This window comes from Pseudomonas sp. 8 R 14 (assembly GCF_900005955.1).
GTDB classification, from domain to species: Bacteria; Pseudomonadota; Gammaproteobacteria; order Pseudomonadales; family Pseudomonadaceae; genus Aquipseudomonas; species Aquipseudomonas marginalis.
This window is the reverse complement of record NZ_CVTH01000077.1, coordinates 169,026-193,926: the sequence shown is the minus strand read 5'-3', so window position 1 is coordinate 193,926 and position 24,901 is coordinate 169,026. Positions and strand designations below refer to the sequence as shown.

At 61.4% G+C, this 24,901-nt stretch carries 21 protein-coding genes; 7 read left to right on the top strand and 14 right to left on the bottom strand.

All coding sequences use genetic code 11. The features are described 5' to 3' along the window. Window positions 1-56 precede the first annotated feature (56 nt). From phoU to BFQ01_RS21055, 3 genes are all read left to right on the top strand, one after another. Complete coding sequence (phoU, locus tag BFQ01_RS21065; RefSeq protein ID WP_027608248.1) at window positions 57-818, top strand: phosphate signaling complex protein PhoU; 762 nt, start codon at window positions 57-59, stop codon at window positions 816-818. 168 nt (window positions 819-986) lie between these two features. Next, window positions 987-1,898 (top strand): response regulator, encoded by a 912-nt coding sequence (locus tag BFQ01_RS21060; RefSeq protein ID WP_027608249.1) that lies wholly within the window; start codon window positions 987-989, stop codon window positions 1,896-1,898. Between the two features lie 82 nt (window positions 1,899-1,980). Continuing rightward, window positions 1,981-2,652, top strand: coding sequence for a peptidoglycan DD-metalloendopeptidase family protein (locus tag BFQ01_RS21055; RefSeq protein WP_065926746.1), 672 nt, complete (start codon window positions 1,981-1,983; stop codon window positions 2,650-2,652). Window positions 2,653-2,655: 3 nt separating this feature from the next. On the opposite strand, the gene BFQ01_RS21050 is transcribed toward BFQ01_RS21055, so the two are convergent. The 3 genes from BFQ01_RS21050 to phoB form a co-directional block, all read right to left on the bottom strand. Then, a complete protein-coding gene (locus BFQ01_RS21050; RefSeq protein ID WP_027608251.1) occupies window positions 2,656-3,996 on the bottom strand; it encodes a hemolysin family protein in 1,341 nt (446 codons plus the stop codon). 270 nt (window positions 3,997-4,266) lie between these two features. After that, window positions 4,267-5,553 carry a phosphate regulon sensor histidine kinase PhoR gene (gene phoR, locus BFQ01_RS21045; RefSeq protein ID WP_256097769.1) on the bottom strand — a complete coding sequence of 429 codons (1,287 nt, stop codon included), beginning with the start codon at window positions 5,551-5,553 and terminating at the stop codon, window positions 4,267-4,269. 82 nt (window positions 5,554-5,635) lie between these two features. Further along, window positions 5,636-6,325: a phosphate regulon transcriptional regulator PhoB gene (gene phoB, locus BFQ01_RS21040; RefSeq protein WP_003176964.1), complete on the bottom strand. Its 690-nt coding sequence runs from the start codon at window positions 6,323-6,325 to the stop codon at window positions 5,636-5,638. Between the two features lie 155 nt (window positions 6,326-6,480). Between phoB and BFQ01_RS21035 the strand changes: the two genes are divergently transcribed. Beyond that, window positions 6,481-6,858, top strand: coding sequence for a COG4315 family predicted lipoprotein (locus BFQ01_RS21035; protein ID WP_065926744.1), 378 nt, complete (start codon window positions 6,481-6,483; stop codon window positions 6,856-6,858). Between the two features lie 120 nt (window positions 6,859-6,978). On the opposite strand, the gene ubiA is transcribed toward BFQ01_RS21035, so the two are convergent. Together ubiA and BFQ01_RS21025 are read right to left on the bottom strand one after the other, a co-directional pair. Then, window positions 6,979-7,869 carry a 4-hydroxybenzoate octaprenyltransferase gene (ubiA, locus tag BFQ01_RS21030; protein WP_065926743.1) on the bottom strand — a complete coding sequence of 297 codons (891 nt, stop codon included), beginning with the start codon at window positions 7,867-7,869 and terminating at the stop codon, window positions 6,979-6,981. Continuing rightward, window positions 7,869-8,432, bottom strand: coding sequence for a chorismate--pyruvate lyase family protein (locus BFQ01_RS21025; RefSeq protein WP_065926742.1), 564 nt, complete (start codon window positions 8,430-8,432; stop codon window positions 7,869-7,871). The genes ubiA and BFQ01_RS21025 overlap by 1 nt, the downstream gene beginning before the upstream one ends. Window positions 8,433-8,629: 197 nt before the next feature. On the opposite strand from BFQ01_RS21025, the gene BFQ01_RS21020 reads away from it, so the two are divergent. From BFQ01_RS21020 to BFQ01_RS21010, 3 genes are all read left to right on the top strand, one after another. Next, complete coding sequence (locus tag BFQ01_RS21020) at window positions 8,630-8,797, top strand: rubredoxin (RefSeq protein ID WP_003213373.1); 168 nt, start codon at window positions 8,630-8,632, stop codon at window positions 8,795-8,797. Between the two features lie 36 nt (window positions 8,798-8,833). Further along, the gene (locus BFQ01_RS21015) at window positions 8,834-9,982 is read left to right on the top strand and encodes an NAD(P)/FAD-dependent oxidoreductase (RefSeq protein ID WP_065926741.1); all 1,149 of its coding nucleotides are present in this window, start codon (window positions 8,834-8,836) and stop codon (window positions 9,980-9,982) included. Between the two features lie 191 nt (window positions 9,983-10,173). Next, a complete protein-coding gene (locus BFQ01_RS21010; RefSeq protein ID WP_003213368.1) occupies window positions 10,174-10,449 on the top strand; it encodes an HU family DNA-binding protein in 276 nt (91 codons plus the stop codon). Between the two features lie 105 nt (window positions 10,450-10,554). Here BFQ01_RS21010 and BFQ01_RS21005 read toward each other — a convergent pair whose 3' ends face one another. From BFQ01_RS21005 to BFQ01_RS20965, 9 genes are all read right to left on the bottom strand, one after another. Continuing rightward, window positions 10,555-11,142, bottom strand: coding sequence for a hypothetical protein (locus BFQ01_RS21005; RefSeq protein ID WP_065926740.1), 588 nt, complete (start codon window positions 11,140-11,142; stop codon window positions 10,555-10,557). A gap of 35 nt (window positions 11,143-11,177) precedes the next feature. Continuing rightward, window positions 11,178-15,641, bottom strand: coding sequence for an RHS repeat-associated core domain-containing protein (locus BFQ01_RS21000; RefSeq protein ID WP_065926739.1), 4,464 nt, complete (start codon window positions 15,639-15,641; stop codon window positions 11,178-11,180). A 12-nt stretch (window positions 15,642-15,653) separates the two neighbouring features. Continuing rightward, complete coding sequence (locus BFQ01_RS20995) at window positions 15,654-16,088, bottom strand: DcrB-related protein (RefSeq protein ID WP_065926738.1); 435 nt, start codon at window positions 16,086-16,088, stop codon at window positions 15,654-15,656. 15 nt (window positions 16,089-16,103) lie between these two features. Continuing rightward, window positions 16,104-18,044 (bottom strand): type VI secretion system Vgr family protein, encoded by a 1,941-nt coding sequence (locus tag BFQ01_RS20990; RefSeq protein ID WP_065926737.1) that lies wholly within the window; start codon window positions 18,042-18,044, stop codon window positions 16,104-16,106. 97 nt (window positions 18,045-18,141) lie between these two features. Next, entirely contained in the window at window positions 18,142-20,805 is a 2,664-nt protein-coding gene (gene tssH, locus BFQ01_RS20985; RefSeq protein WP_065926736.1) for a type VI secretion system ATPase TssH, read from the bottom strand. Then, the gene (tssG, locus tag BFQ01_RS20980) at window positions 20,798-21,841 is read right to left on the bottom strand and encodes a type VI secretion system baseplate subunit TssG (RefSeq protein WP_065926735.1); all 1,044 of its coding nucleotides are present in this window, start codon (window positions 21,839-21,841) and stop codon (window positions 20,798-20,800) included. Before tssG ends, tssH begins: the two co-directional genes overlap by 8 nt. Then, entirely contained in the window at window positions 21,805-23,664 is a 1,860-nt protein-coding gene (gene tssF / locus BFQ01_RS20975; protein ID WP_065926734.1) for a type VI secretion system baseplate subunit TssF, read from the bottom strand. The genes tssG and tssF overlap by 37 nt, the downstream gene beginning before the upstream one ends. Further along, a complete protein-coding gene (tssE, locus tag BFQ01_RS20970; protein ID WP_027608263.1) occupies window positions 23,661-24,176 on the bottom strand; it encodes a type VI secretion system baseplate subunit TssE in 516 nt (171 codons plus the stop codon). Before tssE ends, tssF begins: the two co-directional genes overlap by 4 nt. A gap of 207 nt (window positions 24,177-24,383) precedes the next feature. After that, window positions 24,384-24,872 (bottom strand): Hcp family type VI secretion system effector, encoded by a 489-nt coding sequence (locus BFQ01_RS20965; RefSeq protein WP_015886558.1) that lies wholly within the window; start codon window positions 24,870-24,872, stop codon window positions 24,384-24,386. Window positions 24,873-24,901 lie beyond the last annotated feature (29 nt).

The following is a 24,901-nucleotide window of genomic DNA, read 5'->3' as shown; positions in this document are numbered from 1 at the left end:
GATTGCACTGACGCTGCGGTTCTCCGCACCTTACCGGACGCTCCAAGGACGCCAACATGATTAGCAAAGAAGGCCTTACCCACCACATCTCCGCGCAGTTCAACGCCGAGCTCGAGGAGGTGCGCAGCCACCTCCTGGCGATGGGCGGGCTGGTGGAGAAGCAAGTCAACGACGCCGTGACCGCGCTGATCGAGGCCGACTCGGGCCTGGCCCAGCAAGTGCGCGAGATCGACGACCAGATCAACCAGATGGAACGCAACATCGACGAAGAATGCCTGCGCATTCTCGCCCGTCGCCAGCCGGCAGCATCCGACCTGCGCCTGATCATCAGCATTTCCAAGTCGGTGATCGACCTCGAGCGGATCGGCGACGAAGCCACCAAGATTGCCCGCCGTGCCATCCAGCTGTGCGAAGAGGGTGAAGCGCCGCGCGGTTATGTCGAAGTGCGTCATATCGGCGACCAGGTGCGCAACATGGTACGGGATGCCCTGGATGCCTTTGCGCGCTTTGACGCCGAGCTGGCATTGTCGGTAGCGCAGTACGACAAGGTCATCGACCGAGAATACAAGACCGCCCTGCGTGAGCTGGCCACCTACATGATGGAAGACCCGCGCTCTATCTCGCGGGTCTTGAGCATCATCTGGGTGTTGCGCTCCCTGGAGCGGATCGGTGATCACGCGCGCAATATCTCGGAACTGGTGATCTATCTGGTGCGCGGTACCGACGTACGGCACATGGGTCTCAAGCGCATGAAGGCCGAAGTTGAGGGTTCAGCCGATCAAATCCCTAATGTTCCGGGCGAACCTGACGATAAGTAAGGTTGCCCGAGAAATTAACGCCCGGCCTCTGGTCGGGCGTTTTCGTTTGTGGCGCCTGAATTTTTTGCGAATCGGGTAAAAGAAAGTCCGAACGTGACTACAGAGTTTTGGCAAAATGCCATTAGTCAGGCGTTTTGCGTGCCGAAGTTTTTATAGGATGAAGGGTCGATGAGTAAAGTCAGTGTATTGGTGGTGGATGACGCCTCGTTTATCCGCGACCTGGTGAAGAAGTGCCTGCGCAACTACTTCCCCGGGATCAAGCTTGAAGATGCGGTAAACGGCAAGAAGGCCCAGACCATCCTGATGCGCGAGAGCTTCGACCTGGTGCTGTGCGACTGGGAAATGCCGGAGATGTCCGGCCTGGAGCTGTTGACCTGGTGCCGTGAGCAACCGCACCTCAAGGCCATGCCGTTTGTGATGGTGACCAGCCGTGGCGACAAAGAGAACGTGGTCCAGGCGATCCAGGCCGGGGTTTCCGGTTACGTCAGCAAACCGTTCACCAACGAGCAACTGCTGAACAAGGTCAAGCAAGCCCTGCACAAGGTCGGTCGCCTCGACGCCCTGGTCGCCAGCGCGCCGACCAAGATGAACTCGGCCTTCGGCAATGATTCCCTGAGTGCCCTGACCGGTGGCAAGCCTGAAGCCGTACGTGCAGCCCCCGTTGCGGCGGCTGCGTCTGCGCCAAGCAAAGGCCTGCTTAACAACGCCCCGCCGGTCCAAGCGCCAGGCGCTGCACCCACTGGCGGCCGTGGCCAGGGCCAGTTGCGCCTGTCCAGCGGCACCCAGCAATGCGTGATCAAGGCGCTGAGCATCAAGGAGGCGCTGCTGGTGGTGCGTCGCGGTGAGGTCCTGCCTCAGGTGCTGGAAAGTGCCGTGCTCGACCTGGAACAGGGCGACAACGCCGAGGTGGCGCGTCTCAACGGCTACCTGCACGCCATCGTCGCCTTCGAACCCAAGCCGGACAGTGACTGGCTGCAACTGACCTTCCGCTTTATCGACCAGGATGCGCAGAAGCTCGACTACATCTCCCGCCTGATTGCGCGCGGTACGGCGCAGAAGCATTTTGTGCCGGGGGCCTGACTTTCAGTCCGAAGGGGCGTGCCCTGGGATTGTCATGATCCCTTGCTAGCTTGCTGTTCATTCACTCCGGCAGGTTCGCGCCATGCTCCTTCGCCTTTTGCTGTCCTGCATGTTGGCCTTGGTCGCCAATTCGACCCAGGCCATGACCCTGTACAAATCCACCGATGCCAACGGCATGGTGTTTTTCAGCGATCGGCAAACCCCCGGCGCCCAGGCGTTCGTGATCCAGGAACGTAGGGTCGAGCGCGTACAGCCGCCGGTACTCTACAGGCCAAAACCCGTTTACCCGCAACAAGCCTACCGTTACCCCTTGCCCTGGCGTGGCGGTCCGTTCCGCCTGACCCAAGGTCCCAACGGCAGCTTCAGCCACACCGACGCCAAAAGCCGCTACGCCATGGACATCGCCATGCCCGAAGGCACGCCGATCATCGCGGCACGCAGCGGTGTGGTGGTGAAAATCGAGAATAGCCAGATCGGACGCGGCAACGATGCGTCAGGCAATTTCGTGCGCGTGCAGCACGATGACGGCACCCAGGGTGTGTACCTGCACCTCAAGCAAGGCTCGGTGAGTGTCAGGCCGGGGCAGCGTGTGGCGGTGGGCAGCGCGCTGGGGTTGTCGGGCAATACCGGCAACAGCAGCGGGCCGCACCTGCACTTTGTGGTGCAACAGAGTACCGCGGCCGGGCTGGTGTCGATTCCTTACGAATTCAACCAGCCGGTCGGGACATTGCCCAATTTTGCATTGGGCAATTGAGGGTCAATCCAGCAGCAGGACCTTGGCCAGCACGATCTTCGGCCCTTTCATCTTCTTGATGATGATCCGCAAGCCTTCAACCTCCAGCACTTCTTCCTCTTCCGGCACGCGCTTGAGGGTGTCGTAGATCAGCCCTGCCAGGGTTTCGGCCTCGATGTGGTCCAGGTCGACGCCCAGCAGGCGTTCCACCTTGAACAGCGGCGTATCGCCCCGTACCAGCAGTTTGCCAGGCTGGTAGGCGAGGATGCCGCGCTCGGCCTTGCGGTGTTCGTCCTGGATATCGCCCACCAGCACTTCCAGCACGTCTTCCATGGTCAGGTAGCCGATGATCTTGCCGTCGGCTTCTTCCACCAGGGCAAAGTGCGCGCCGCCTTTGCGGAACTGCTCCAGCAACTGCGACAACGGCATGTGCCGCGACACACGTTCCAGCGGGCGGGTCAGCTCGGCCAGGTTGAACGATTCGGGGATGTGGTCCAGGGCCGCCAGTTCCAGCAGCAGGTCCTTGATGTGCAAAAGCCCGACAAACTCGTTGCGCACCGCGTCATACACCGGATAGCGGCTGAATTTATGGCGACGGAACAGCGCGAGGATTTCCTTGAGCGGGGCGTTGAAGTCCAGGGTCACCAGGTCTTCACGGGAGTTGGCCCAATCCACCACTTCCAGCTCGCCCATCTCCACGGCCGAGGCCAGTACGCGCATGCCTTGGTCGCTCGGGTCCTGGCCACGGCTGGAGTGCAGGATCAGCTTGAGCTCTTCGCGGCTGTAATGGTGCTCGTGGTGCGGGCCGGGCTCGCCTTGGCCGGCGATGCGCAGGATCGCGTTGGCGCTGGCGTTGAGCAGGTAGATCGCCGGGTACATGGCCCAGTAGAACAGGTACAGCGGCACCGCCGTCCACAGTGACAGCAGTTCGGGCTTGCGAATGGCCCAGGACTTGGGCGCCAGTTCACCGACCACGATGTGCAGGTAGGAAATCACGAAGAACGCGGCAAAGAACGACACGCCCTTGATCACTTCCGGCGATTCGACGCCTGCGGCGCCCAGCAGCGGTTCGAGGATGTGCGCGAACGCCGGCTCACCGACCCAGCCCAGGCCCAGGGAGGCCAGGGTGATACCCAGCTGGCAGGCCGACAGGTAGGCGTCGAGCTGGCTGTGCACGGTACGCAGGATCTGCCCGCGCCAGCCGTTGGTGTGGGCGATGGCCTCGACCCGGGTCGAGCGCAGCTTGACCATGGCAAATTCCGCCGCAACGAAAAAACCGTTGAGCAGTACCAGGATTAGAGCAAAAAGAATCATGCCGAAATCGGCGAAGAGTGTGGCGAGGGTGATACCAGGGGAAGGGTCCATGATTGGGTTTTGCAGGTTCCGTGTGTTCAATAAGGGGTGACAGAAGGGCCTGAAAGGCAGGCGCAAGTCGGCCAATGTAGCGGCTGACGGGGCGCTTGCCTAGTGGTTGCTGCCGGGTGGGGCCTGGAATGCCTTATTCGAAACAGCACAATTCCAATTGTGGGAGGGGCCTTGCTCCCGAGAGCAGTGTGTCAGTCAGCATATCTGATACTGATGCACCGCCATCGGGAGCAAGCCCCCTCCCACATTTAGTTTTGTGCTGTGTTTGAGTTATTCGTCATTTCCGACGAGCCGCGAACGGGTCATCTGCGCGGGTGGAAAATGGCAGGTGAATGTACTGCCATGTCCCAGCACGCTGCTGATTTCCAGGCGTGCACGGTGGCGCAGCAGCACATGCTTGACAATGGCCAGGCCCAGCCCGGTGCCGCCGGTGTTGGAGTTGCGGCTGGAATCGACGCGGTAGAAACGCTCGGTCAGGCGCGGCAGATGCTTGGCGTCGATGCCGATGCCAGAGTCCTGCACGCTCAGGTGTGCGCCGTGCTCGTCGGCCCACCAGCGAATGCGGATAGTGCCCTTGTCCTGGGTGTACTTCACCGCGTTGAACACCAGGTTGGAGAACGCGCTGCGCAATTCGCCCTCGCTGCCTTTGAGCAACACCTGCGGGTCGGCATCCAGGCTGATCTGCTGCCCGCGCTCGCCCGACAGGGCCTTGGCGTCATTCTTGATGGTCTGCAACAGGCTCTGGACGGCTACCGGTTGGTTGTCCGACGGATAATCCGTGGCCTCGAGCTTGGCCAGCAACAGCAAGTCGTTGAGCAGGGTCTGCATGCGTGAACCCTGCTGCTGCATTTGCTGCAGGGCACGGCTCCAGCGCGGGTTGATCTCCTCGACGTTGTCCAGCAGCGTCTCCAGGTAGCCGCAGATCACCGTCAAGGGCGTGCGCAGTTCGTGGGAGACGTTGGCAACGAAGTCTTTGCGCATCTGCTCCAGCTGATGGATGCGGGTTACGTCGCGCACCAGCATCAGGTGTTCGTTGTTGCCGTAGCGGGTCAGGTACAACTGGATACGCACACGGTCGTTGGTGGGCGAGGGGATTTCCAGGGCTTCTTCGTAGTTGTCCTGCTCGAAGTATTCCTTGAAGCGCGGGTGACGCACCAGGTTGGTTACCGGCTGGCCGCTGTCCTGGGGCGTCTTGAGGCCCAGCAGGGTCTCGGCGGCGCGGTTCCACCACTCCAGGTTGCCGTCGCTGTCGAGCATGATCACCGCGTCCTTGAGCGCAGCGGTGGACTCCTGCACCCGGTCGATCACGGCTTGCAGGCGCCCGCGTACCCGTTGGTCGCGGCGTTGCAGGTGGTAGATGCTGTCGAACACCTCACCCCACAGGCCGTAGCCATCGGGCGGTGCTTCGTCGGGTTTGTGCTGGCGCAGCCATTCATGCAGGCGCAGCAATTGCTTGAGGGTCCAGCCCAGGTACAGGCCGATACCGATGGCCAGGCTCCAGCCGTAATAGCCGCTGACCAGGCCCACCAACAGGCAGGCGGTGATCAACAGGAGCATGTGGCGGATCAGGGTGCCATGCCAGTTCTGGTTCACTTAAACATGCGTCCTTGTCAGCTGTTAAGGAAGGAAAGTGACTGGCTCAGCCCTTGGTGGAGAACCGGTAGCCGGTGCCGCGCACGGTTTGTACCAGATTCTCGTAGGCATCACCCAAGGCTTTGCGCAGGCGACGGATATGCACGTCGACGGTGCGTTCCTCGACATACACGTTGCCGCCCCACACCTGGTCCAGCAACTGGCCACGGGTATAGGCACGCTCCTGATGGGTCATGAAGAATTGCAGCAGGCGGTATTCGGTCGGGCCCATCTCGGCCGGCTTGCCGTCGATGGTTACGCGGTGGCTGATCGGGTCCAGCAGCAGGCCACCGACTTCGATAGGTGCTTCGCCATCGGTCGGGCCGGCACGGCGCAGCACGGCTTTCAGGCGCGCTACCAGTTCCCGTGGGGAAAACGGCTTGGTGATGTAGTCATCGGCGCCGACTTCCAGGCCCTGGATCTTGTTGTCTTCTTCGCCCTTGGCGGTGAGCATGATGATCGGGATATCCCCGGTCAGCTCATCGCGCTTGAGGCGGCGGGCCAGTTCGATGCCGGAGGTGCCGGGCAGCATCCAGTCCAGCAGGATCAGGTCCGGCTTGCGGTCGACGATAATGGCATGGGCCTGCTGGGAGTTCTCCGCCTCCAGGCAGTCATAGCCGGCCATTTCCAACGCAACGGCGATCATCTCGCGGATGGGCGCTTCGTCGTCAACAATCAGAATGCTCCTGCCAACCATGCTCGAAAATCCTCTTGTCATTTAACTGTCTTGCGCCGCATTAGATAACGGAATTATTGCAGTCGTGTGACAGTAATTTAGTCGCTTGGGCAATTCGGGGCACTCTGGACTACGCTTTGGGTCCGAATCCTGACAACCACAAAAGGAAGGTTCCGATGACTCACAGTACTTTTTCTTGGAAGGCCCTGCTGGTCACGGCGGCGTTGACGCTCCCGACACTGGCATTCGCGGCGGAGCCGGCGATGACCCAGAACGGTCTGTTAGTGGATCACAGTGGGAAGACCCTTTACACCTTCGACAAGGACGCCGATGGCAAGTCAGTGTGCAAGGACCAGTGCACGACCAACTGGCCGCCGCTGAAAGCAGAGTCTACCGACAAATCAATGGGCGATTGGACCGTGATCACCCGTGATGACCAGACCAGTCAATGGGCCTACAAGGGCAAACCTGTCTACACCTACAAGGATGACCACAAGGCCGGTGACAAGAGCGGTGATGGCAAGGGTGGGGCATGGCATGTGATCAAGCCCTGATTTCGCGGCGCTGCTGAAACCATCGGGGGCAAGCCCCCTCCCACCTTTTGATGTGTGAACACATTCAAATGTGGGAGGAGGCTTGCCCCCGATGAGGCCCGACCAGGCACTGCAAAAACCTCAGCGAAACGCGTAATCCGCCACAATCCCGACAAAAATCGCCAACCCGGCCCAGTGGTTGTGCAAAAACGCCTTGAAGCATTTCATCCGGTCCCGGTCGCGGGTGTACCAGAACTCCCAGGCAAAGCAGCCTGCCGCCGCCAGCAGCCCCAGGTGGAACCAACTCCCCAGCTCAAACCGTGCGCCGGCCAGCAACAGGCACAGCAGCGCCAGGCCTTGCAGGGTCAGGATGATCACCCGGTCGGCATCGCCGAACAGAATGGCAGTGGATTTGACGCCGATCTTCAAGTCGTCGTCGCGGTCGGTCATCGCGTAATAGGTGTCGTAGGCCACTGTCCACAACAGGTTGGCTATATAGAGCAGCCAGGCGGTAGCGGGCAGGTGGCCGGTTTCGGCGGTGAACGCCATCGGCATGCCCCAGGAAAACGCCGCGCCCAACACCACCTGGGGGTAATAGGTGTAGCGCTTCATGAACGGGTAGCTGACCGCCAGTGCCAGGCCGCCCAGCGATAACCAGATGGTGGTGGCGTTGGTCAGCAGTACCAGCAGGAAGCTGATCAGCATCAGTACCGCAAAGAACACCAAGGCCTCTTTCGAACGGATCCTGCCGCTGGCCAGCGGGCGTTGCGCGGTGCGCTTCACATGGCCGTCGACCTTGCGGTCCGCCCAGTCATTGATGACGCAACCGGCAGCGCGAGTCAGCGTAACGCCCAACACAAAAATCACGATATTGGCCAGGGACGGCGAGCCCTTGCCGGCGATCCACAGCGCCCACAGCGTCGGCCACAGCAGCAGGTAGATGCCGATGGGCTTGTCCATGCGGGTCAACTGAATGAAATCCCAGGCCCGGGGGTGCAGGCGGTTCAAGGATTTGAGCAGACGTTGATACATCAGCAGTTCTCCGGATGGTCATGCAGCGCGTGCCAGAAAGCCGGCAGGAAGACTTCCGCCACCAGCACGCTCAGCGGCCCGCGATCGAAGCGTGAGCGGCGCGCCCACAGCCCGTCGGCCTGGTCCGTGGTGGGCAGCCATTGGCGAGGGTAATGGCACACCTCGATGGCCTGGCGGGTGAACGCGCGATCGCAAAACAGCAATTCGCCCAAGGAACGGCTGCCCAATTCATCCATATGCAAGCCGTCGCCCTGCAATGCACTGCGCGCCGCCACACTGCGGGCAAACACCCACGGTTGGCCATGCCCGCGCAAATACACCTCGCGCACCCAACCGATACTGGCCGGTGGCATGCGCAGCGCCGCGCATTCATCATCGCGTAGCGGCTGCCAGCCTTCGAACAGCGGCGTCACGCTGAAGCCATCGTGGGACAGCCACGTCAACCGGCGGGTCAGCGAGCCTTCGTCGAACAGCCAGTTCAGGGTCAAGGGCGCGGGCGCAGGGCTCAGGAGGCTCTGGGTCAACCATTGGCAAGCATCGGGAAGGGCGATTGAGTGCGGCACGGTGCGTCAGTATTGGCGGCAAAAGAGGCGGCGAGCTTACCATGGCGTCCTGATCTTTTGCCGGGCCGGCCCGGCGCCTTGCGTCGATCGAGCTTGCATCTGTCGGCCCCGATCAGTACAAAACGCCCTGAGCCGCGCGGCAACGCTGGATCCATCGACCGCCGGCCAACCTGCCTGGACCCTGAGGAAGCAAGTAAATGAAGAAGTGGCAATGTGTAGTCTGCGGCCTGATCTATGACGAAAAAGACGGCTGGCCGGATGATGGTATCGCTCCGGGCACCCTGTGGCAGGACGTACCGGAAGACTGGCTGTGCCCGGACTGCGGCGTCGGCAAAATGGATTTCGAAATGATCGAAATCGGCTAATTTTCAGTTTCAGAGACGTACTACAAGGAGAACAGAATGAACGCACCTGTCGTGATCATCGGCACAGGATTGGCCGGTTACAACGTGGCCCGGGAATTTCGCAAGCTCGACAGCGAGACCCCATTGCTGCTGATCACCGCGGATGACGGGCGCTCCTACTCCAAGCCCATGCTCTCCACCGGCTTTGGCAAGAACAAGGAAGCCGATGGCCTGAGCATGGCCGAACCCGGCGCCATGGCCGAGCAACTCAAGGCCGAAGTGCGCACCCACACCCGTGTCAGCGGCATCGACCCCGGCCACAAGCGCCTGTGGATCGGTGAAGAAGCGGTGGTCTATCGTGATCTGGTCCTGGCCTGGGGCGCGGAGACCGTGCGGGTACCGGTTGAAGGCGACGCCGCTGAGCTGGTTTTCCCGATCAATGACCTCGAAGATTACGCCCGCTTTCGCGCCGCCGCGGCCGGCAAGCGCCGCGTGCTGCTGCTCGGCGCCGGCCTGATCGGCTGTGAATTCGCCAACGACCTGATCCTCGGCGGTTATGAAATCGACCTGGTGGCGCCGTGCGAGCAAGTCATGCCGACCCTGCTGCACCCGGCGGCGGCCGCAGCGGTACAGGCCGGCCTGGAAGGGGTGGGGGCGCGTTTCCACCTGGGCCCTGTGCTCAACCGCCTGCAACGCAGCGCTGACGGCCTGGAAGCGCATCTGTCGGACGGTGAAGTGGTGCACTGCGATCTGGTGGTCTCGGCCATCGGCCTGCGTCCGCGTGTCGACCTGGCCGCCGCCGCCGGCCTGCAGACCAACCGTGGGATCATGGTGGATCGCCACCTCAAGACCTCCCACGCCAATATCTACGCCCTGGGCGACTGCGCCGAGGTTGATGGCCTCAACCTGCTGTACGTCATGCCGCTGATGAGCTGCGCCCGTGCCCTGGCCCAGACCCTGGCCGGTAACGCCACGGCCGTCAGCTACGGTCCGATGCCGGTCACCGTGAAAACCCCGGTCTGCCCGCTGGTGGTATCCCCGCCGCCACGGGGCACCGAAGGGGTGTGGAGCGTCGAAGGCCAGGGTGCCGACATCAAGGCCCTGTGCCGCGACGCCAACGGTCGTCTGCTGGGTTACGCGCTGACCGGCAACGCCGTGATGGAAAAACTTGCCCTCAACAAAGAACTTCCGCCGTTGCTGGCGTAAATACCGGTCGTTCTGTCGGAATAAGCACGTTTTTCCCCCGAGAAAGGTCGCCGCGAGACTGGCGGAGCGTGCGAGGGCATGCCATCCTCACTCCCGTCTGCCGCAGAGTAGAGCCTGCGGCGCTTTGGGCGCTGCTCCACAGACGAGCAGCACGGACATAACAACAAAAAACCGTCAAAGAGGCTTCACATATGCGTAAACCAGAACTCGCAGCCGCCATCGCTGAAAAAGCGGATCTCACCAAAGAACAGGCCAACCGTGTCCTCAACGCCGTTCTCGAAGAAATCACCGGCGCCCTGCACCGCAAGGACAGCGTCACCCTGGTGGGCTTCGGCACCTTCCTGCAACGCCACCGTGGCGCCCGCACCGGCAAAAACCCGCAAACCGGTGAGCCTGTGAAGATCAAGGCGAGCAACACCGTTGCGTTCAAGCCGGGCAAGTCGCTCAAAGACAGCGTCAACCCGTAATTGCGGTACCGTCTCGAAGGGAGGCGGGGCGGTAAGAAGAATGGGCACGCCGACTGGGTTGGGTGCCCATTTTTTAATGCTTCAAATCACCTAAACACTGCTTGTTTATCTCAACGGCAAAGGCAGTCGTCGGGTCAAAGGCCTGAGGCTTTCACGATCGTTCCAGAGTCCCGGAAAGACTTCAAATTTCAAATCATCCCGGTTAACACCGGTATCGAAGTAGCGACACAGTCTGTCGGTGAGGTCCTCATCTCCCCACATGTTGGTCAACTCATACTTTTCGATAATGTCGCGACTGTCAGAAAGTTGCAGATCTTCCTTTAGTGCAGGTACCAGGCTGTAGTCAGCATCGCAGCCGATGCCGAGGTCAACAAGATCAGCATCTCGAAACGGAAAGCCGCCCTCAAAGCTGACGTGGGGCCTGAGCCAATAACGCTCATGATCCGAAAGGCTAAATGGTGTGACGGAAATTAGTTTTTCCGTTGCCAATCTCTGGGTCACCACCTTGCCGACAAAACCACTGAACAGGATCATACTGTTGTCCAGCGCAAGCTCGGTCCAAGCGCCGTCCACACTTCTCACATCGTAGAAGCGCATGACGGAGTTTTTGATCATCTGGCCTACGGTGTATAAGTCATCTCGCAATTTGAGGCTGACTAGATCGCCTTCCTTCCAGAGGATGCGCTTGGCCATGGGCTCACTCCATTTTCAATAGTCATTGATGATATTCACGAGCAGCGGCCTGCTCGCGCACCCCTGCTTTTGCCGGCGACTTTGGCAGGGGCTTTGCCCTTGGTTTTATTCGCGGCTTTTATGCGTTTATCCAGTGCTTTGCCTGAGTCAGTCTGAGACAAATGTTTATCCGCCGCAGCTAGGTATTCTTTCCTTCGGCCATTTCCTTTGCCGACCGGATTTTGTGCGTTGGCGGTTCCATCTTTTCCTCCCAAACCTTCATACACTCGTTGTTCCAGCCCTCGTGTGGTGTCCTTGCCATCCTGTCCATAGGCGGTATGCAGGACTTGAGGTGCCTGGCCGCCAAAGCGATCGAAATTTGACCCGTAGCGATAGTTCAACACGTCTGAACCTACCTGCTTGCCTTGCATGCTGGCATAACCCACATAAGGTTTGCCGGTCGCTTTGTCGACGCCCAGGTAGGTGATATGAGTCGCTGTGGTTGGACTGCCTGCCAGCCCCCACGCATCACACCAGCCCATCGGATTAGGCCCGTACTGATAGAGGTTCAAGCCACCGGCGAGTCCTATGGGGTCCGGTGTGATAAACCGACCTATATCGGGGTCGTAAAACCTGAACGTGTTGTAGTGCAAACCGGTTTCCCGGTCCAAGTATTGCCCCTGAAACCTCAAGTTCTGCTCTTCGATGTAAGAAGATTCTCTGGTTTCCTCGGCGGTATTACCCCAAGCGTAATAACTGGCCTGCCATACACGGTGCCCATCGTGGTCCGTCAATTCGTGCGGCAGTCCGTTAGGGTCGTTGTGGTAGTACCTGATTCTTTGCAGTGGGCCCAGGCCATCAACACGTGCCAGCGCTTCATAGCTCCCATCTTCATAAAGATAAAGGCTGGTCTGGTTATTACGATGCTCTTGTATCAGTTGCAACCCGTCCCAGACAAAACGAGTGGTACCAAGCGTATTACCGTTGCTGTTTTGTTCGGTTTTTGTAATCCGACGACCTAAAGGGTCGTAGGTCATTGTGATGACGGTTTCATTGGCGGCGTGCTGATTTCGTATTTCGACCACTCTGCTTTCAGCGTCGTACTTGAATAGTTGAACGGCGCGACGAGCACTACGTTTTTCAACCAGCCGACCGAAACTGTCATACCGGTAACGCTTGTCTTGGTAGGTCATTAATTTGTTATGTACCACCAGGCCTACACCCGGCAGGGGACCATCCAGAAGGTTGGCCGCTGCGTCATAAGCAAAGCTTTCCTGCGTCCCATGTATTGGATTCTGGCTGGCAATGATGCGATCAGTGGCGTCGTAGTGAAACGACTGTTGGTGTGCAATTCCTGCTTTTTGTTCGTGGCGGGCGATCAGGTTGTCGCTGGGATCAAAGTCGAAGTATGTCGGGCTCATTCCCGTCAGTGGTCGCGGCAGGGTACTTGGATACCGTACACGAGCGCGCAACCGCCCGCCTCGATCATATTCAGTGCGGGTGCTGATCTGACCTTGTGTGCGAAGTACTTCACGATGCAGGCGGTCACGCTCGAAGTCACTGATGACTTGGCCATCGAGGTTGATCTGGTGCAAATGACCGCTGCCGTAGTACAGACGGTTGATCCAGCGACCATCGGGTAATTGGGTCTGGGTCAGATTGCCCAATTCGTCATAGCGATGTTTCAAACTGCCGGCCGAGCTTTGCTCTTCAAGTGGCTGGCCGAGGGCGTCATAGCGATAACTCAATTTTTGTTCGTTGCCCTGGGCGTCCTTGAATGTGATTGCGATCAATTGATCCAGGAGATCGTATAAATAATCCGTGCGGCCATCGTCGGTGATTTTGACAACCAGGCGCCCGGCAGCATCACGCTCCAAATAGTGAACAATAGGCTGTTCAGGGATACCTGGCGCATTGCTGTCGTGAGCTGGTAAAGCAGTGACGCTGGTGATGCTGTTCAATGCATCGTAGTCATAGTGATGGGCGCTGCCATCTAGGTCGCGCTGCTCGACCAGGCGATCATTGGCATTCCACGTGAAACGATAACATTCGCCATTCTCATTGGTCAGTGCTTGCAGCCGTGCGTAGCTGTCATAGCTGAATTGCACTTTGCGGCCGTGCGCATCCGTGCGCTGGCGAATGCGCCCGCGAGGGTTGTACTGATAATGAGTCGAGTGGCCTGACGGGTCGGTATGGACCGTCAATTGTCCGCAGGCGTTGCGTTGAAAATACTCGATGCGACCATCTGGCAACTGCTGGCTGAGCATCCTGCCCGTCGTGTCGTATGTGAAGGTTGTTCGTTCCCCTAGCGGGTCGGTAATGACCTGCAAATAACCGCGCTCGTCGTAACTGAAACGCGTCGGGTAACCCGAACAATCGATATGCTCGACCAACTGCCCAAAAGGATTCCAGCGCAGCTTCTTGCTTTTGCCGGTGGCGTCGATGATCTCCACGACCTGGCCGTGATCGTCATAACGGTAGCGGGTGACGTAGCCCAGCGGGTCGGTTTCGGCGATGCAGTTGCCGCGCTGATCGTAGCGATACGCCCAGCTATTGTCGGCGGCGTCGGTCTCCACCAGCGGCAGTGCCCAATGCTCAAGCCACAAGGTCGAGTCACTGCGGCCCAGCGGGTCGGTCTCGCCGATCAGGTTGCCGGCGTCGTCGTAGCTGTACGTATAGCGCCCGCCCAGTGGATCGGTGGCGCTGAGCAATTGGCGCTCGTCGTTCCACTCGAACAGCCAGGTTTGCCCGAGGTTGTCGCAGTAGCGAACGATCTGGTGCTGGGTGTTCCAGTGGCGAGTACTGACGCGTTGCAAGCCGTCGGTAATCCGCGTGATACCGGCCTGCAAGTCATAGTCGAACTGGTAGGCGTCGCCTTCGTCGGTCCAGTGCCGGACCACGCGCCATTCCACGTCTTCAACCAAGGCCCATTCGTAGAAACAGCGCAGACCGGTCGGCAACTGGTGCTCGACCATGCGCTGGCCGGCATCATAGCTGAAGCGTCGCTGTACCTGGCCAGTGGCATCGCGGACCTCAGCCAGGTTGCCGATAGCGTCGTAGCCATAGCTTACGAGTACTTCGCGACGCTGATCGGGGTACAGTCGTTCGAGCCGCACCACGTGGCCTTGATCGCGGATCAACTCCACTTGCACCAGGTCGAACGTATCGCGCAGCCGGATCAGCCGCCCGGCTTCGTCGTAATCAACATGGATGCGGTTGTCGTTGCGGTCGCCGAGCTGGCTGAGGCGCAGCAACGCCGGGTTGGCGGAAGGCTCAAATAAGCGATACAGCCCGTCATCGCTTTCGATCAGCAACTGCCCATTGAGGTGTCGGCGCACGGCCAGCCCTTCACCGGCGCTGAACACCGCGCCGCCCAGGGGAATACTGCCCATGTCGATAGGCCGGCCCTGTTCATCGGTGTAGACCAGCGTTTCGCCGCCGTCGGGGTGAGGCTGGATGTCGACGCACACTTCATACGGCAGGCTCCAGCCTGCGCCGAACAGGCTGCCCGAGCGTTCGTCGCGGCTGTTGTAGAAGCGTTGCCAATCAATCGGCAGGATGCCGGGCAGTACGAAATCCAGCTCATCATCGCCGCCCAGCACCTTGGCGCCGGTGGCCGCATGCACCGGGTTCGACGAGCCCATGGCCGCATTGGCCATAGCCCCCATCGCGCTGCTCACGGCCATCGAGGTCGCGCCGCCGATCAACATGCACGGCAGCTTGCTGAAGAACTTGCCCTTGCCGCCCTTGAGCATCAACAACGCTGTCACCGCCAGTCCGACGCCCGGCGTCTTGCCGCTGCGGATCTCGCGCACCACCACCGAACCGCCGCCAATGGTCACGTTGGAGGAAATCAGCCCCGACGACACCACCGTTGCATCGCAGGTGCTGCGGTCACCGCTGCGCACTGCCGGCTGGCCATTGATGGTGACTTTTTCCGAACCCTCGGCCAGAAACTGCGGCGGCATCGGCGGATGCTTCATGCACGTGACCAAATCCAGCGGCTTGGGTTCGGCGCCGGGCGCAGGTGTGGCAACCGTGGGGCGCCACATCTGCGAGAAGAAACTCTCGGCCATGTCCAGGTAGCTGGCTTCCGGCTCGGGCGCGGGTTCTTCCAGCTCAGTGCCGGCGGGTGCGACGTGAGAACTGATCGCCCCGGCGGCGCGAGCGGCCGGAATACTGTTGGTGAGGGTATTGGTGGAACCGGTGAGAATGTTCGCCTGTACCGTAGGCGGGAACAGGGCGTTGCTGAAGCTCTCGCATAAATTCGATAAGCCTTTGTCCGCCCCGGTCTTGCTCATGGCCAGGCCGACAATCGTGCCTACCACGGCGCCCAGCAGGAAACAGCCGAGCCCGCCGGTGGCCACCGTAATCCCGGTGGCGGCAACCACCGCCGCAGTCGCCACGGCGGTGATCGCAATATTGGCCGCCACCTCCAGCACACCGCCGAGGATGTCGGCCATCATCGAAGTGTGGGAGAGCGCATCGCCCATCCGGGCAGCCCATAATGCGTCAGACATACAAGCAACTCATCAGGAAATAGCGTCGAACGACAGCGAGTTTTTGATCAAGGCCCAGTGCGCCGCCTCGGCATCCCCCAGCGTGTCCGCCTTCACATAACTCAACGCGAGCATCTTGCGCGTGCCCGGTATCACCAAGGCCAGCTGGTACTGGAACACCTTGTCATTGCCCTTGTTGAATTGGCTGCGCAGCTCGATGCCTTCCACCTCCTGCGCGGCGCCCAAACGCACGTCCACACCCGGTTGATAGCGCAAATCCTGCACCTGTTTTTCCAGGCGCTGGAGCTGGTCGTTGAAGTTGCTGTGCAGGGTTTCGCCGTCGGCCAACAGGCTGCGGCTGACGATCAGGGATGTGCCCAAATCCGGGAACTTGAGGATATTGATCGTCGCGTCCTGCAACTCACTGGCGGGCAATTGAAACTGGAATTCGTTGATTCGGTACGTCATGGCAAACGGGTCTCGTCAGGAGCTTTTAGGCGCGGGGAAGGCGGCTTTGATATTGGCGTCGATGGCGCCTTTCTGGCCCTGGCCGTCGGGCGTGGCGCCAGGGCCGCCGCCGTTGTTCAGGTGCAGCACGCCGCCGGTATTGAACTCGGCATCGCCGCTGGCATAGAAGCTGATGTTCACGCCGGTCAGGTTGATCTGCCCACTGGCGTTGAGCTCCAGGATGCTTTCACCGCAGACCAGGCGCAGGTTTTCGCCCACTTCGATGACGTAGCTCTGGCTGATGCTGTCGGTCTTTCTCTGGCCCACCGAGAGGATGTCTTCCTGCTTGACGATGCGCAGGCGGTTGTTGCCGATGGTCACCGTCTCGTTATGGCCGATACTTTTATTGCGGTCGTGCCCGACGGAATGACTCTCGTCCACCTCGACAACAATGTCCTGGTTACGCTCGGCATGGATATACAACTGCTCCAACCCCTTCTTGTCCTCCATGCGGATTTCATTGAAATTGGCCGGCGTGCCGCCCTTGCTCGAGCGACTCTTCATGCCGCTCTGGGTCGCGTTCTCCGGCAGGTCGTAGGGCACGGTCTGCTCGGCGTTGTACACCCGCCCGGTGATGATCGGGCGGTCCGGATCACCTTCCAGAAAACTGACAATCACTTCCTGGCCGATCCGTGGAATCTGCATCGAGCCCCAGTTCTTGCCGGCCCAGGATTGCGACACGCGAATCCAGCACGAACTGTTTTCGTTGGATTGGTCGTGGCGGTCCCAGTAGAAGTGCACCTTCACGCGGCCGTACTGGTCGGTCCAGATTTCCTCGCCTTTGGGGCCAACCACCAATGCCGTCTGCGGGCCTTTGACGATGGGGCGGTGGGTGGTGGCCAGCGGGCGGAAGCTTTGCTGGGCGTCGATGCAGGTCAGGCTGCTTTCGAACTGCGCCGAACCCGAACCGCCGCCGCTTTCCAGGCTTTCCTGGACGATGTAGTAGCGGCAGCCGACGATCAGGTATTCGCGGTTCTGGTCCTGGCGGCTGAAGCCGGTGAGGCTGAACAGGTGGCCGGAACCCAGGCCACGGGCATTGCCGGCGAACTCGACCTGTTCATGCAGGGTTTGCAGGGCTTCGATGCGGGTGCGCGCGTAGTGTTCGCCGTCGGCGCTTTGCACGTAGGTGCCGGGGTAGTCGTACAGCGGGTAGTCGCCGGCGGTATGCGGACGCGGCATGGCCGAGCGCACGTCGATGCTGGCGCTGGGGCGCTGGAAGTCGTAGTCGTTGAGCTCCAGCGAGCCGGGCTGAACCTCCTGCGCCAGGTGCCAGTTGTGCATGTGGTCGCGTTCGCGCTGCTGCTCGTCCTTGGGGTAATACGGGATCGACGCATAGCCCGGCACCGTGGTGTGGGCGCCATAGGCGTCGGCCAGCACCAGCACATGGCGGTCCTGCTCGTGGCGGAAGAAGTAGTAGATGCCTTCCTGTTCCATCAGGCGGCTGACGAAATCGAAGCTGGTCTCGCGGTACTGCACGCAGTATTCCCACTCGCGGTACGGCCGGCTCAGGGCGTCTTCGAAGTCGGAAAACCCCAGGTCGCGGAACACCTGCTTGATGATCTGCGGGATGCTCAGGTTCTGGAAAATCCGGCAGTCCGAGGTGCGCGTCAGCAGCCAGAACCACGGGCGCAGCGTCACCTGGTAACTGGCGAACTGGCCCTGGTCGATGTTCTGGCTGCAGCGCGCGACGATGCCGTGGAAGTGCCGCTCGCCGCCGTCCGCCAGTTGCACGCCCACGCTCATGGGCTTGCCGAGCAACTGGTTGAGGTCGATGTTGGCATCCAGGGACGTCAGTTGCAGTTCATAGTTGAACAGGCGGCCCAGCTCTTCGCCGCCGCCCATTTCATTGAGCAGCAGCACATCCGGCCCGAGAGGGCTGGTGATCTTGGCCAGGCGTGAGGCTTGGTTGAATAGCATCGGTTAACCTGTAAATGACTAAATAACTGACGGAACCGGTTCGAAATATGGGAGGGGGCAAGCCCCCTCCCACATTTGCATTGCATTCCAACAGTCGTTATTCGGCGTCGCTGAAGTCGTAATGCAGCTCGTTATCCCGGCTGCTGATGCGCACACCCGCCAATGCCTTGCCTTCGAGCATGCGCGTGAGGAATTCACGGCTCATGTCCGGCAGCAGGCTGTTGGTGAGGATGGTGTCGATCATGCGCCCGCCGCTTTCGGTCTCGGTGCAGCGCGAGACGATCAGGTCGACCACCGCGTCGTCGTAGTCGAAGGCGACCTTGTGGGTCGTCTCCACGCGCTTCTTGATGCGGTTGAGTTGCAGGCGGGTGATCGCCTTGAGCATCTCGTCGCTCAGCGGGTAGTACGGGATCGTCACCAGGCGGCCGAGCAAGGCGGGCGGGAAGATCTCCAGCAATGGCTGGCGCAGGGCCCTGGCGATTTCTTCCGGCTCGGGGATGTTCGCCGGGTCCTTGCAGACCTGGGAGATCAGCTCGGTACCGGCGTTGGTGGTCAACAGGATCAGGGTGTTCTTGAAGTCGATCACCCGGCCTTCGCCGTCTTCCATCACGCCCTTGTCGAACACCTGGAAGAAGATCTCATGCACGTCCGGGTGGGCTTTTTCCACCTCGTCCAGCAGCACCACGCTGTAGGGCTTGCGCCGCACCGCTTCGGTCAGCACGCCGCCTTCGCCGTAGCCGATATAGCCCGGTGGCGCGCCCTTGAGGGTGGACACCGTGTGGGCTTCCTGGAACTCGCTCATGTTGATGGTGATCACGTTCTGCTCGCCGCCGTACATGGCTTCGGCCAGGGCCAGGGCGGTTTCGGTCTTGCCCACGCCGGAGGTGCCGGCCAGCATGAACACGCCAATCGGCTTGCTCGGGTTGTCGAGGCCGGCGCGGGAGGTCTGGATGCGCTTGGCGATCATCTGCAGGGCGTGGTCCTGGCCGATGATGCGTTTTTTCAGGTGCTGGTCGAGGTTGAGCACGGTTTCCAGTTCGTTGCGGGCCATGCGGCCCACCGGGATACCGGTCCAGTCGGCGACCACCGAGGCCACGGCCTGGTAATCTACGGTCGGCAGGATCAACGGGGTTTCGCCTTGCAGCGCGGTGAGGCGCTGTTGCAGGTCGACCAGTTGCGCACGCAATTCATCGTTGCCGCTGTCCACGACGCCGGCCTTTTCGCGCAGGGTTGCACGGGTGGCGAGCAGCTCATCCACCAGGGTTTTCTCTTCGGCCCAGCGGCTTTCCAGGGTCGCCAGGCGCTCACGCTCGGCGCTTAACAGGGCTTCGCTGTTGCTCTGGCGCGCACCAATGGCAATGCCGATGGCATGCTCGCGGGCGATGATTTGCAGCTCGGTTTCCAGGGCTTCGATGCGGCGGCGACTGTCGTCCACTTCGGCCGGCACCGCGTGCAGGCTGATGGCGACGCGGGCGCAGGCGGTGTCCAGCAGGCTCACGGATTTGTCCGGCAACTGGCGCGCCGGGATATAGCGATGGGACAGCTTCACCGAGGCTTCCAGGGCTTCGTCGAGGATCTGCACCTGGTGGTGTTTCTCCATGGTCGAGGCCACGCCGCGCATCATCAGCAGCGCCTTGTCTTCCGATGGCTCGGCCACTTGTACCACCTGGAAGCGGCGGGTCAGGGCCGGGTCTTTCTCGATGTGTTTTTTGTACTCGGCCCAGGTAGTCGCGGCCACGGTGCGCAGGGTGCCACGGGCCAGGGCGGGTTTGAGCAGGTTGGCCGCATCACCGGTCCCGGCGGCGCCACCGGCACCTACCAGGGTGTGGGCTTCGTCGATAAACAGAATGATCGGTTTGGGCGAGGCCTGGACGTCTTCGATGACCTGGCGCAGACGCTGTTCGAACTCGCCTTTCATGCTCGCGCCGGCTTGCAGCAGGCCGACGTCGAGGCTGCGCAGTTCCACGTCTTTCAAGGCGGGCGGCACGTCACCGGCGACGATGCGCAGGGCAAAACCTTCGACCACAGCGGTCTTGCCGACGCCGGCTTCACCGGTGAGGATCGGGTTGTTCTGGCGGCGGCGCATGAGGATGTCCACCAGTTGGCGGATCTCTTCGTCACGGCCCACGATCGGATCGAGCTTGCCGCTGCGCGCTTGTTCGGTGAGGTCAACGGTGAAGCGCTTGAGGGCCTCCTGCTTGCCCATCGCACTCGGTGCCATGGCGCCGCTGGCCTCGCCCGGCACGGCGCCGGCATTGAAACCGTCGCTGGCAGTCAGGGCGTTTTCCGGCGAATCACCGACGTATTCGTCAAAACGCTCGCTCAGGGCTTCGGCCTTGATCTTGTCGAACTCCGAGGACAAGCCCAGCAGCGCATGGCGCAGGCTTGGCGTCTTGAGGATGCCCAGCACCAGGTAGCCAGTGCGCACCTGGCTTTCGCCGAACATCAGGCTGCCGTACACCCAGCCGCGTTCCACCGCCTCTTCCACGTGGGAGGACAAGTCGGTGATCGACGTCGAGCCACGCGGCAGGCGGTCCAGGGCTTCGGTGAGGTCTCGGGCCAGGCGCGCCGGCTCGACGTTGAACTGGCGGATGATGCGGTGCAGGTCCGAGTCCTGCAGTTGCAGCAACTGGTGGAACCAGTGGGCCAGTTCCACGTACGGGTTGCCCCGCAGCTTGCAGAACACGGTGGCGGCTTCGATGGCCTTGTAGGCCACGCTGTTGAGTTTGCCGAACAGTGCGGCGCGACTGATTTCACCCATGCTCTGGATTCCTTGAGGTGGTGGCTTGATCGGCGTAATGCCGGGCCAGGATTAGGTCGTTGGCATCAACCGCAGGGCAGCCGAGCCAGGTGTTGAAGCCCAGGCGGAACTGGCCATTGAGTTGCAGCGCCGGTACTTCGGGTTGTTGCAGAATCAGGTTCAAGTCCCAGTCCAATTCATGGCCCAGGTACTCGGCCACCCACGCCACCAGCTCGTTGAACGGCTGGCTGCCGGGCAGCATGCCCATGTAGTCGTCCAACTTGAGCGGGCCCAGGCGGATGCGGAATTTATGCTGGCGGTCCCACACGTGGCTGCCCAGGCAGAAGTCCACCCCCAGCTGGTTGGCGCTCACGCCTACGCGGCTGCGCTCGGGCAGTTCCAGCCATTGGCCGACGTATTCTTCGATCTCCACCGGCAGGCCGAAATACTCGCCGAGGATCGCCTTCAAACCGTCTGGGTAGCGGGTTTGTGCCGACAGGTGGCCGCTGTAGTGCAGCTTCGCCGTGTCGGGGATCAATCCCTGGTTAAGCAGGCTCGGCATGCCCCGGCCACTCAAGGCCGCGAGGCGTGCGGACCAGTAGTCATCGTCCGGGCGGTCGTGGCTGACCGTCGGCCGCGCCTCGGCCCAGGCTCGGTAAAACAGGCTCAGCAGGCGGTGGTGGAAGACGTCCAGGAACTGCTTGCTGGTGCTGTCGGCGTTGTTGCGCTGACGCTCGCGTACGTACTCGGTGATATGCAGCGGCAACGGGCCGTTGGGGCCACCCAGGCCGAAGAAGAACTGTTCCAGCCGTGCCGGTTTGCCGTCGCCGCCGGGATCGACCGAGGCCAGGGTGGCCGGGGCGAAGGTGCAGTCGGCCTGTTGCCCCAGGCGCAACGGGTCATCCGCCAGGCGCAGGGAATGGCCCAGGCGCGGCAGCTCGGGCGATTCGCACTCGATACGCCGCAACGCCTGGAAGAAATCGTATTCCCAGGGCTCCTGATGCATCGCATCCAACGTACTCACAGGGTCGGACGACGCCCGGGCTTGGCTTTCCATCGCATGATCTCGCCGCGTTCGGTGGTACGGATCACCGTCTCGGTAAAACTGTTGATCGACACGTAGCGTGCCAGGAAGCGTTCCAGCACCGCACCGAGCAGGAACACGCCGGTGCCGCGAAACGCGTTTTCATCGAACTCCAAGGTAATTTCCAGGCCGCGACCAAACACAATCGGGCCGGGCATCGGCAGGCGCCGGGTGACGGCCTTGCTGCTGACGTCGCGCAAGCCTTCGATCTGCAATTGCAGCGCCGCGTCGTTGCTGTCGCCATACAGGCGCAGCAGTTCGCGCAACGCCGCCGCGCCCTGGCCTTGCTCGCTCAGGGACAAATAGTTGAGCGACAACTGGCTGATCAGGCGCCAGGCCTTGGCGTCATGGGCATGGCTGGCGCGTGGACGGCTTGGCCCGGCGACGCAACGCACGGATAACACCGGCGCGCTGTCGGCCAGGGTGAAGTCGGTCTTGCCGTTGCCCACGCTCATGAACAACGGCAGGTCGCGGTTGGTGCACAGCGCGGTCACGCCGAGTTGGCGCAGGTCGTGGCGATACGGCGCCTGGCGGCTGTCGACCAGGCTGACAAAGGTTTCGCTGCCCACATAGGTGGAGCGCGGGCCGTTGCGGCGCTGGTCGCTGGACAACACCCGTGGCTCGCGGCGCACGGTGTAGTACGCCTGGTCGCGGCCATAACGGGATGGATCGCGGACCGCATAGAACGGTAAAAAGGGCTGCTCTGGCCCGGTGCCGTGGCCGGTGATGCCGCTCAACGAATGAATCTCGAAATCCATCGGCCGCGTGCGGTCGGCGATCACGTGGTGCTCGTTGACCCGGTCGGACAAGTGGATGCGGTCCACGCGTTTCGGGAACAGGTTGATCGCCGGGGTGCAGAACGGCAGGAACTGCGCCGCGCCGACGCTGCCTTCCAGGCTTGGCTCGTGACGGTTGAACAGCACGATCAGTTCCAGCTCCTGGCCGTCGCAACGCTTGACCGCGCGGCTCAGCTCGGCGAATTCGACGAACAGGAAGCGGTGGGGCAGGGCGAAGTATTCCTGCAACAGGCGATAGCCCTGGAATGCGCGCGCGACGACCGGCATGGCCGCATCGGCGTCGTCGAAACCCCGCGAGCGCAGCGCGTCCTGGGGCAGGCGCTCGACCCAATCGCCACCGGGCTTGCGTGCAAACACTGCGCAGGCATTGCCCAGCAGTTGTTCATAAAGGCGGAACGGTTGCTCGTCGGCCCCGCTGAGGTACAGCGGCAGGTTGTCCAGGTCGAGGCTGTTGAACGGCAATTCGGCGCCGGTGCGCAGGGTCAGGCGCAAGCCGGCCTTGGCTTTCGGCTCGCTGGCGGCCAGGCGCCCGAGTACGGCGGCGGGGTTGCCGAAGTACTCGGCGCTGCTGACCTGCAACGGCCACAACGTCACCGGATGCGCGGTGCGGTACTCGCAGCAGGTCTGGGTTTCGCGGCCCAGGGCGGCGCGCAACACGGTGTCGCGCGGCAGCGGGAAGCCGCTGGCCAGGGAGCCTTCATCGGGGTCGGTGTGCAATTGCACCACGGTCATCGATGGTGTCGGCGCCAGGTAGTGCGGGTAGGCGATTTCCAGCAGGTTGTGGGTGAAGGTCGGGTACTCGGCGTCGAGTTTGAGCTGTACGCGGGCAGTGAGGTAGGCAAAGCCCTCAAGCAGGCGTTCGACGTACGGGTCGGCGCAGTCCATACCGGACAAGGTCAGCCGACTGGCGATCTTCGGGTATTCCTTGGCGAACTCCGCCGCGCTTTCACGCACGTGGTGCAGTTCCTGGTTGTACAGCTCCAGCAGGCGCGGGTTCATGGGCGTCTCCGCTGGTCGGCATTCACTACGCGCACATGGCCGGATTCCAGGTCGAGGTCGGTTTGCAGCAACAGGCGCAAGGGCACCGGCTGCGCCCACAGGTCGCCTTCGATCTCGAAACTCAGGGCGTTGTGATTCATCTCGCCATGGCCGACGCGGGCCTTCACCCGCAGTGTATGGCGCAGGATGCGCGGTTCAAAGGTGGCAATCGCCTGGTAGATCAGGGCTTCCAGGGCCTTGATGTCGACGCTGGAAACGCTGTTGCCCGCCAGCGCCGGCAGGCCGTAATTGACCACCGAGGTGCCTGCCTGTGTGTGCAGCGTGGCATCGGCATCGAGCAACGACGTGGTATTGAGCAGCCACGCCAGGTCGCGCAGCACCGAGGCTTTCAGTTGGGTCAGGGACAGCACGCGTTTATCGGCGCTTTCCTTGGGATTGGTTGGGTCGTCGTCGGTCAACCGGTCCAGCAGGGACGGTTGCAGACGGTCGCGGGAAGCGATTTCAGTTACCACCAAAGCAGCTCCACGGACAATATCGAAAATGAAAGACCCGCCGTAGCAGCTGCCGAGCGAAGCGAGGCTGCGTCCGACTGCGAAGCAGTCGTAGAGCAGGCACTGAGTTTCATCAGGTAAACCTCAGTGCCTGGTGTGCGAGGACTTCGTCCTCGAACGCAGCCTCGCTTCGCTCGGCAGCTGCTACGGCGGAGCGAGGTAGGCGTATCAGCGCTTGGTGTTGGAACGGATGTTCCAGCCAAACTTGATCGCGCCGCCGTCTTTGGTGCCGTCGGCTTTCTGCGGCTGGTAGTCGACCATCACTTGGGCGAAGTTCAAGGTGACGTTTTCAGTCAGGCGGTCATCGCCGCCCGAGCCGCCGGTGCTCAGGGACGTTACCAGCACTTCTTCCAGGTTGATCACCATGTACTCGACCTGGCTTTCGCCACCGGCCTTGCGCACGGTCAGCTTGACCTTGTCGATGTGCTTGCCGCTGGCGCAGTGCATCATCAGGTTCGGCGAGGCCTTGTCGACGTACTTGGTCAGCGACAGGTCCTGGATGTTCACCTTGCCCGCACCGCCGCCACCGCCAACGTGCATGTTGCCGGACTGGGCCATGCCCCAGCTCCAGTTCAGCACGTCGATTTCGTCCTTGTGGGCCTTGTCCATGGACTCGCCCTTGATGTCGCCGATCTTGATGAAAATATCAACAGCCATGTTTTCTCCCTGTGTGGCCTCAGCCACTG

Excerpts from the sequence above, each read along its gene's own strand:
- phoU (WP_027608248.1), top strand. The coding sequence starts at position 57 with ATGATTAGCAAAGAAGGCCTTACCCACCACATCTCCGCGCAGTTCAAC.
- BFQ01_RS21060 (WP_027608249.1), top strand. The coding sequence starts at position 987 with ATGAGTAAAGTCAGTGTATTGGTGGTGGATGACGCCTCGTTTATCCGC.
- BFQ01_RS21055 (WP_065926746.1), top strand. The coding sequence starts at position 1,981 with ATGCTCCTTCGCCTTTTGCTGTCCTGCATGTTGGCCTTGGTCGCCAAT.
- BFQ01_RS21050 (WP_027608251.1), bottom strand. The coding sequence starts at position 3,996 with ATGGACCCTTCCCCTGGTATCACCCTCGCCACACTCTTCGCCGATTTC.
- phoR (WP_256097769.1), bottom strand. The coding sequence starts at position 5,553 with ATGCTCCTGTTGATCACCGCCTGCCTGTTGGTGGGCCTGGTCAGCGGC.
- phoB (WP_003176964.1), bottom strand. The coding sequence starts at position 6,325 with ATGGTTGGCAGGAGCATTCTGATTGTTGACGACGAAGCGCCCATCCGC.
- BFQ01_RS21035 (WP_065926744.1), top strand. The coding sequence starts at position 6,481 with ATGACTCACAGTACTTTTTCTTGGAAGGCCCTGCTGGTCACGGCGGCG.
- ubiA (WP_065926743.1), bottom strand. The coding sequence starts at position 7,869 with ATGTATCAACGTCTGCTCAAATCCTTGAACCGCCTGCACCCCCGGGCC.
- BFQ01_RS21020 (WP_003213373.1), top strand. The coding sequence starts at position 8,630 with ATGAAGAAGTGGCAATGTGTAGTCTGCGGCCTGATCTATGACGAAAAA.
- BFQ01_RS21015 (WP_065926741.1), top strand. The coding sequence starts at position 8,834 with ATGAACGCACCTGTCGTGATCATCGGCACAGGATTGGCCGGTTACAAC.
- BFQ01_RS21010 (WP_003213368.1), top strand. The coding sequence starts at position 10,174 with ATGCGTAAACCAGAACTCGCAGCCGCCATCGCTGAAAAAGCGGATCTC.
- BFQ01_RS21005 (WP_065926740.1), bottom strand. The coding sequence starts at position 11,142 with ATGGCCAAGCGCATCCTCTGGAAGGAAGGCGATCTAGTCAGCCTCAAA.
- BFQ01_RS21000 (WP_065926739.1), bottom strand. The coding sequence starts at position 15,641 with ATGTCTGACGCATTATGGGCTGCCCGGATGGGCGATGCGCTCTCCCAC.
- BFQ01_RS20995 (WP_065926738.1), bottom strand. The coding sequence starts at position 16,088 with ATGACGTACCGAATCAACGAATTCCAGTTTCAATTGCCCGCCAGTGAG.
- BFQ01_RS20990 (WP_065926737.1), bottom strand. The coding sequence starts at position 18,044 with ATGCTATTCAACCAAGCCTCACGCCTGGCCAAGATCACCAGCCCTCTC.
- tssH (WP_065926736.1), bottom strand. The coding sequence starts at position 20,805 with ATGGGTGAAATCAGTCGCGCCGCACTGTTCGGCAAACTCAACAGCGTG.
- tssG (WP_065926735.1), bottom strand. The coding sequence starts at position 21,841 with ATGGAAAGCCAAGCCCGGGCGTCGTCCGACCCTGTGAGTACGTTGGAT.
- tssF (WP_065926734.1), bottom strand. The coding sequence starts at position 23,664 with ATGAACCCGCGCCTGCTGGAGCTGTACAACCAGGAACTGCACCACGTG.
- BFQ01_RS20965 (WP_015886558.1), bottom strand. The coding sequence starts at position 24,872 with ATGGCTGTTGATATTTTCATCAAGATCGGCGACATCAAGGGCGAGTCC.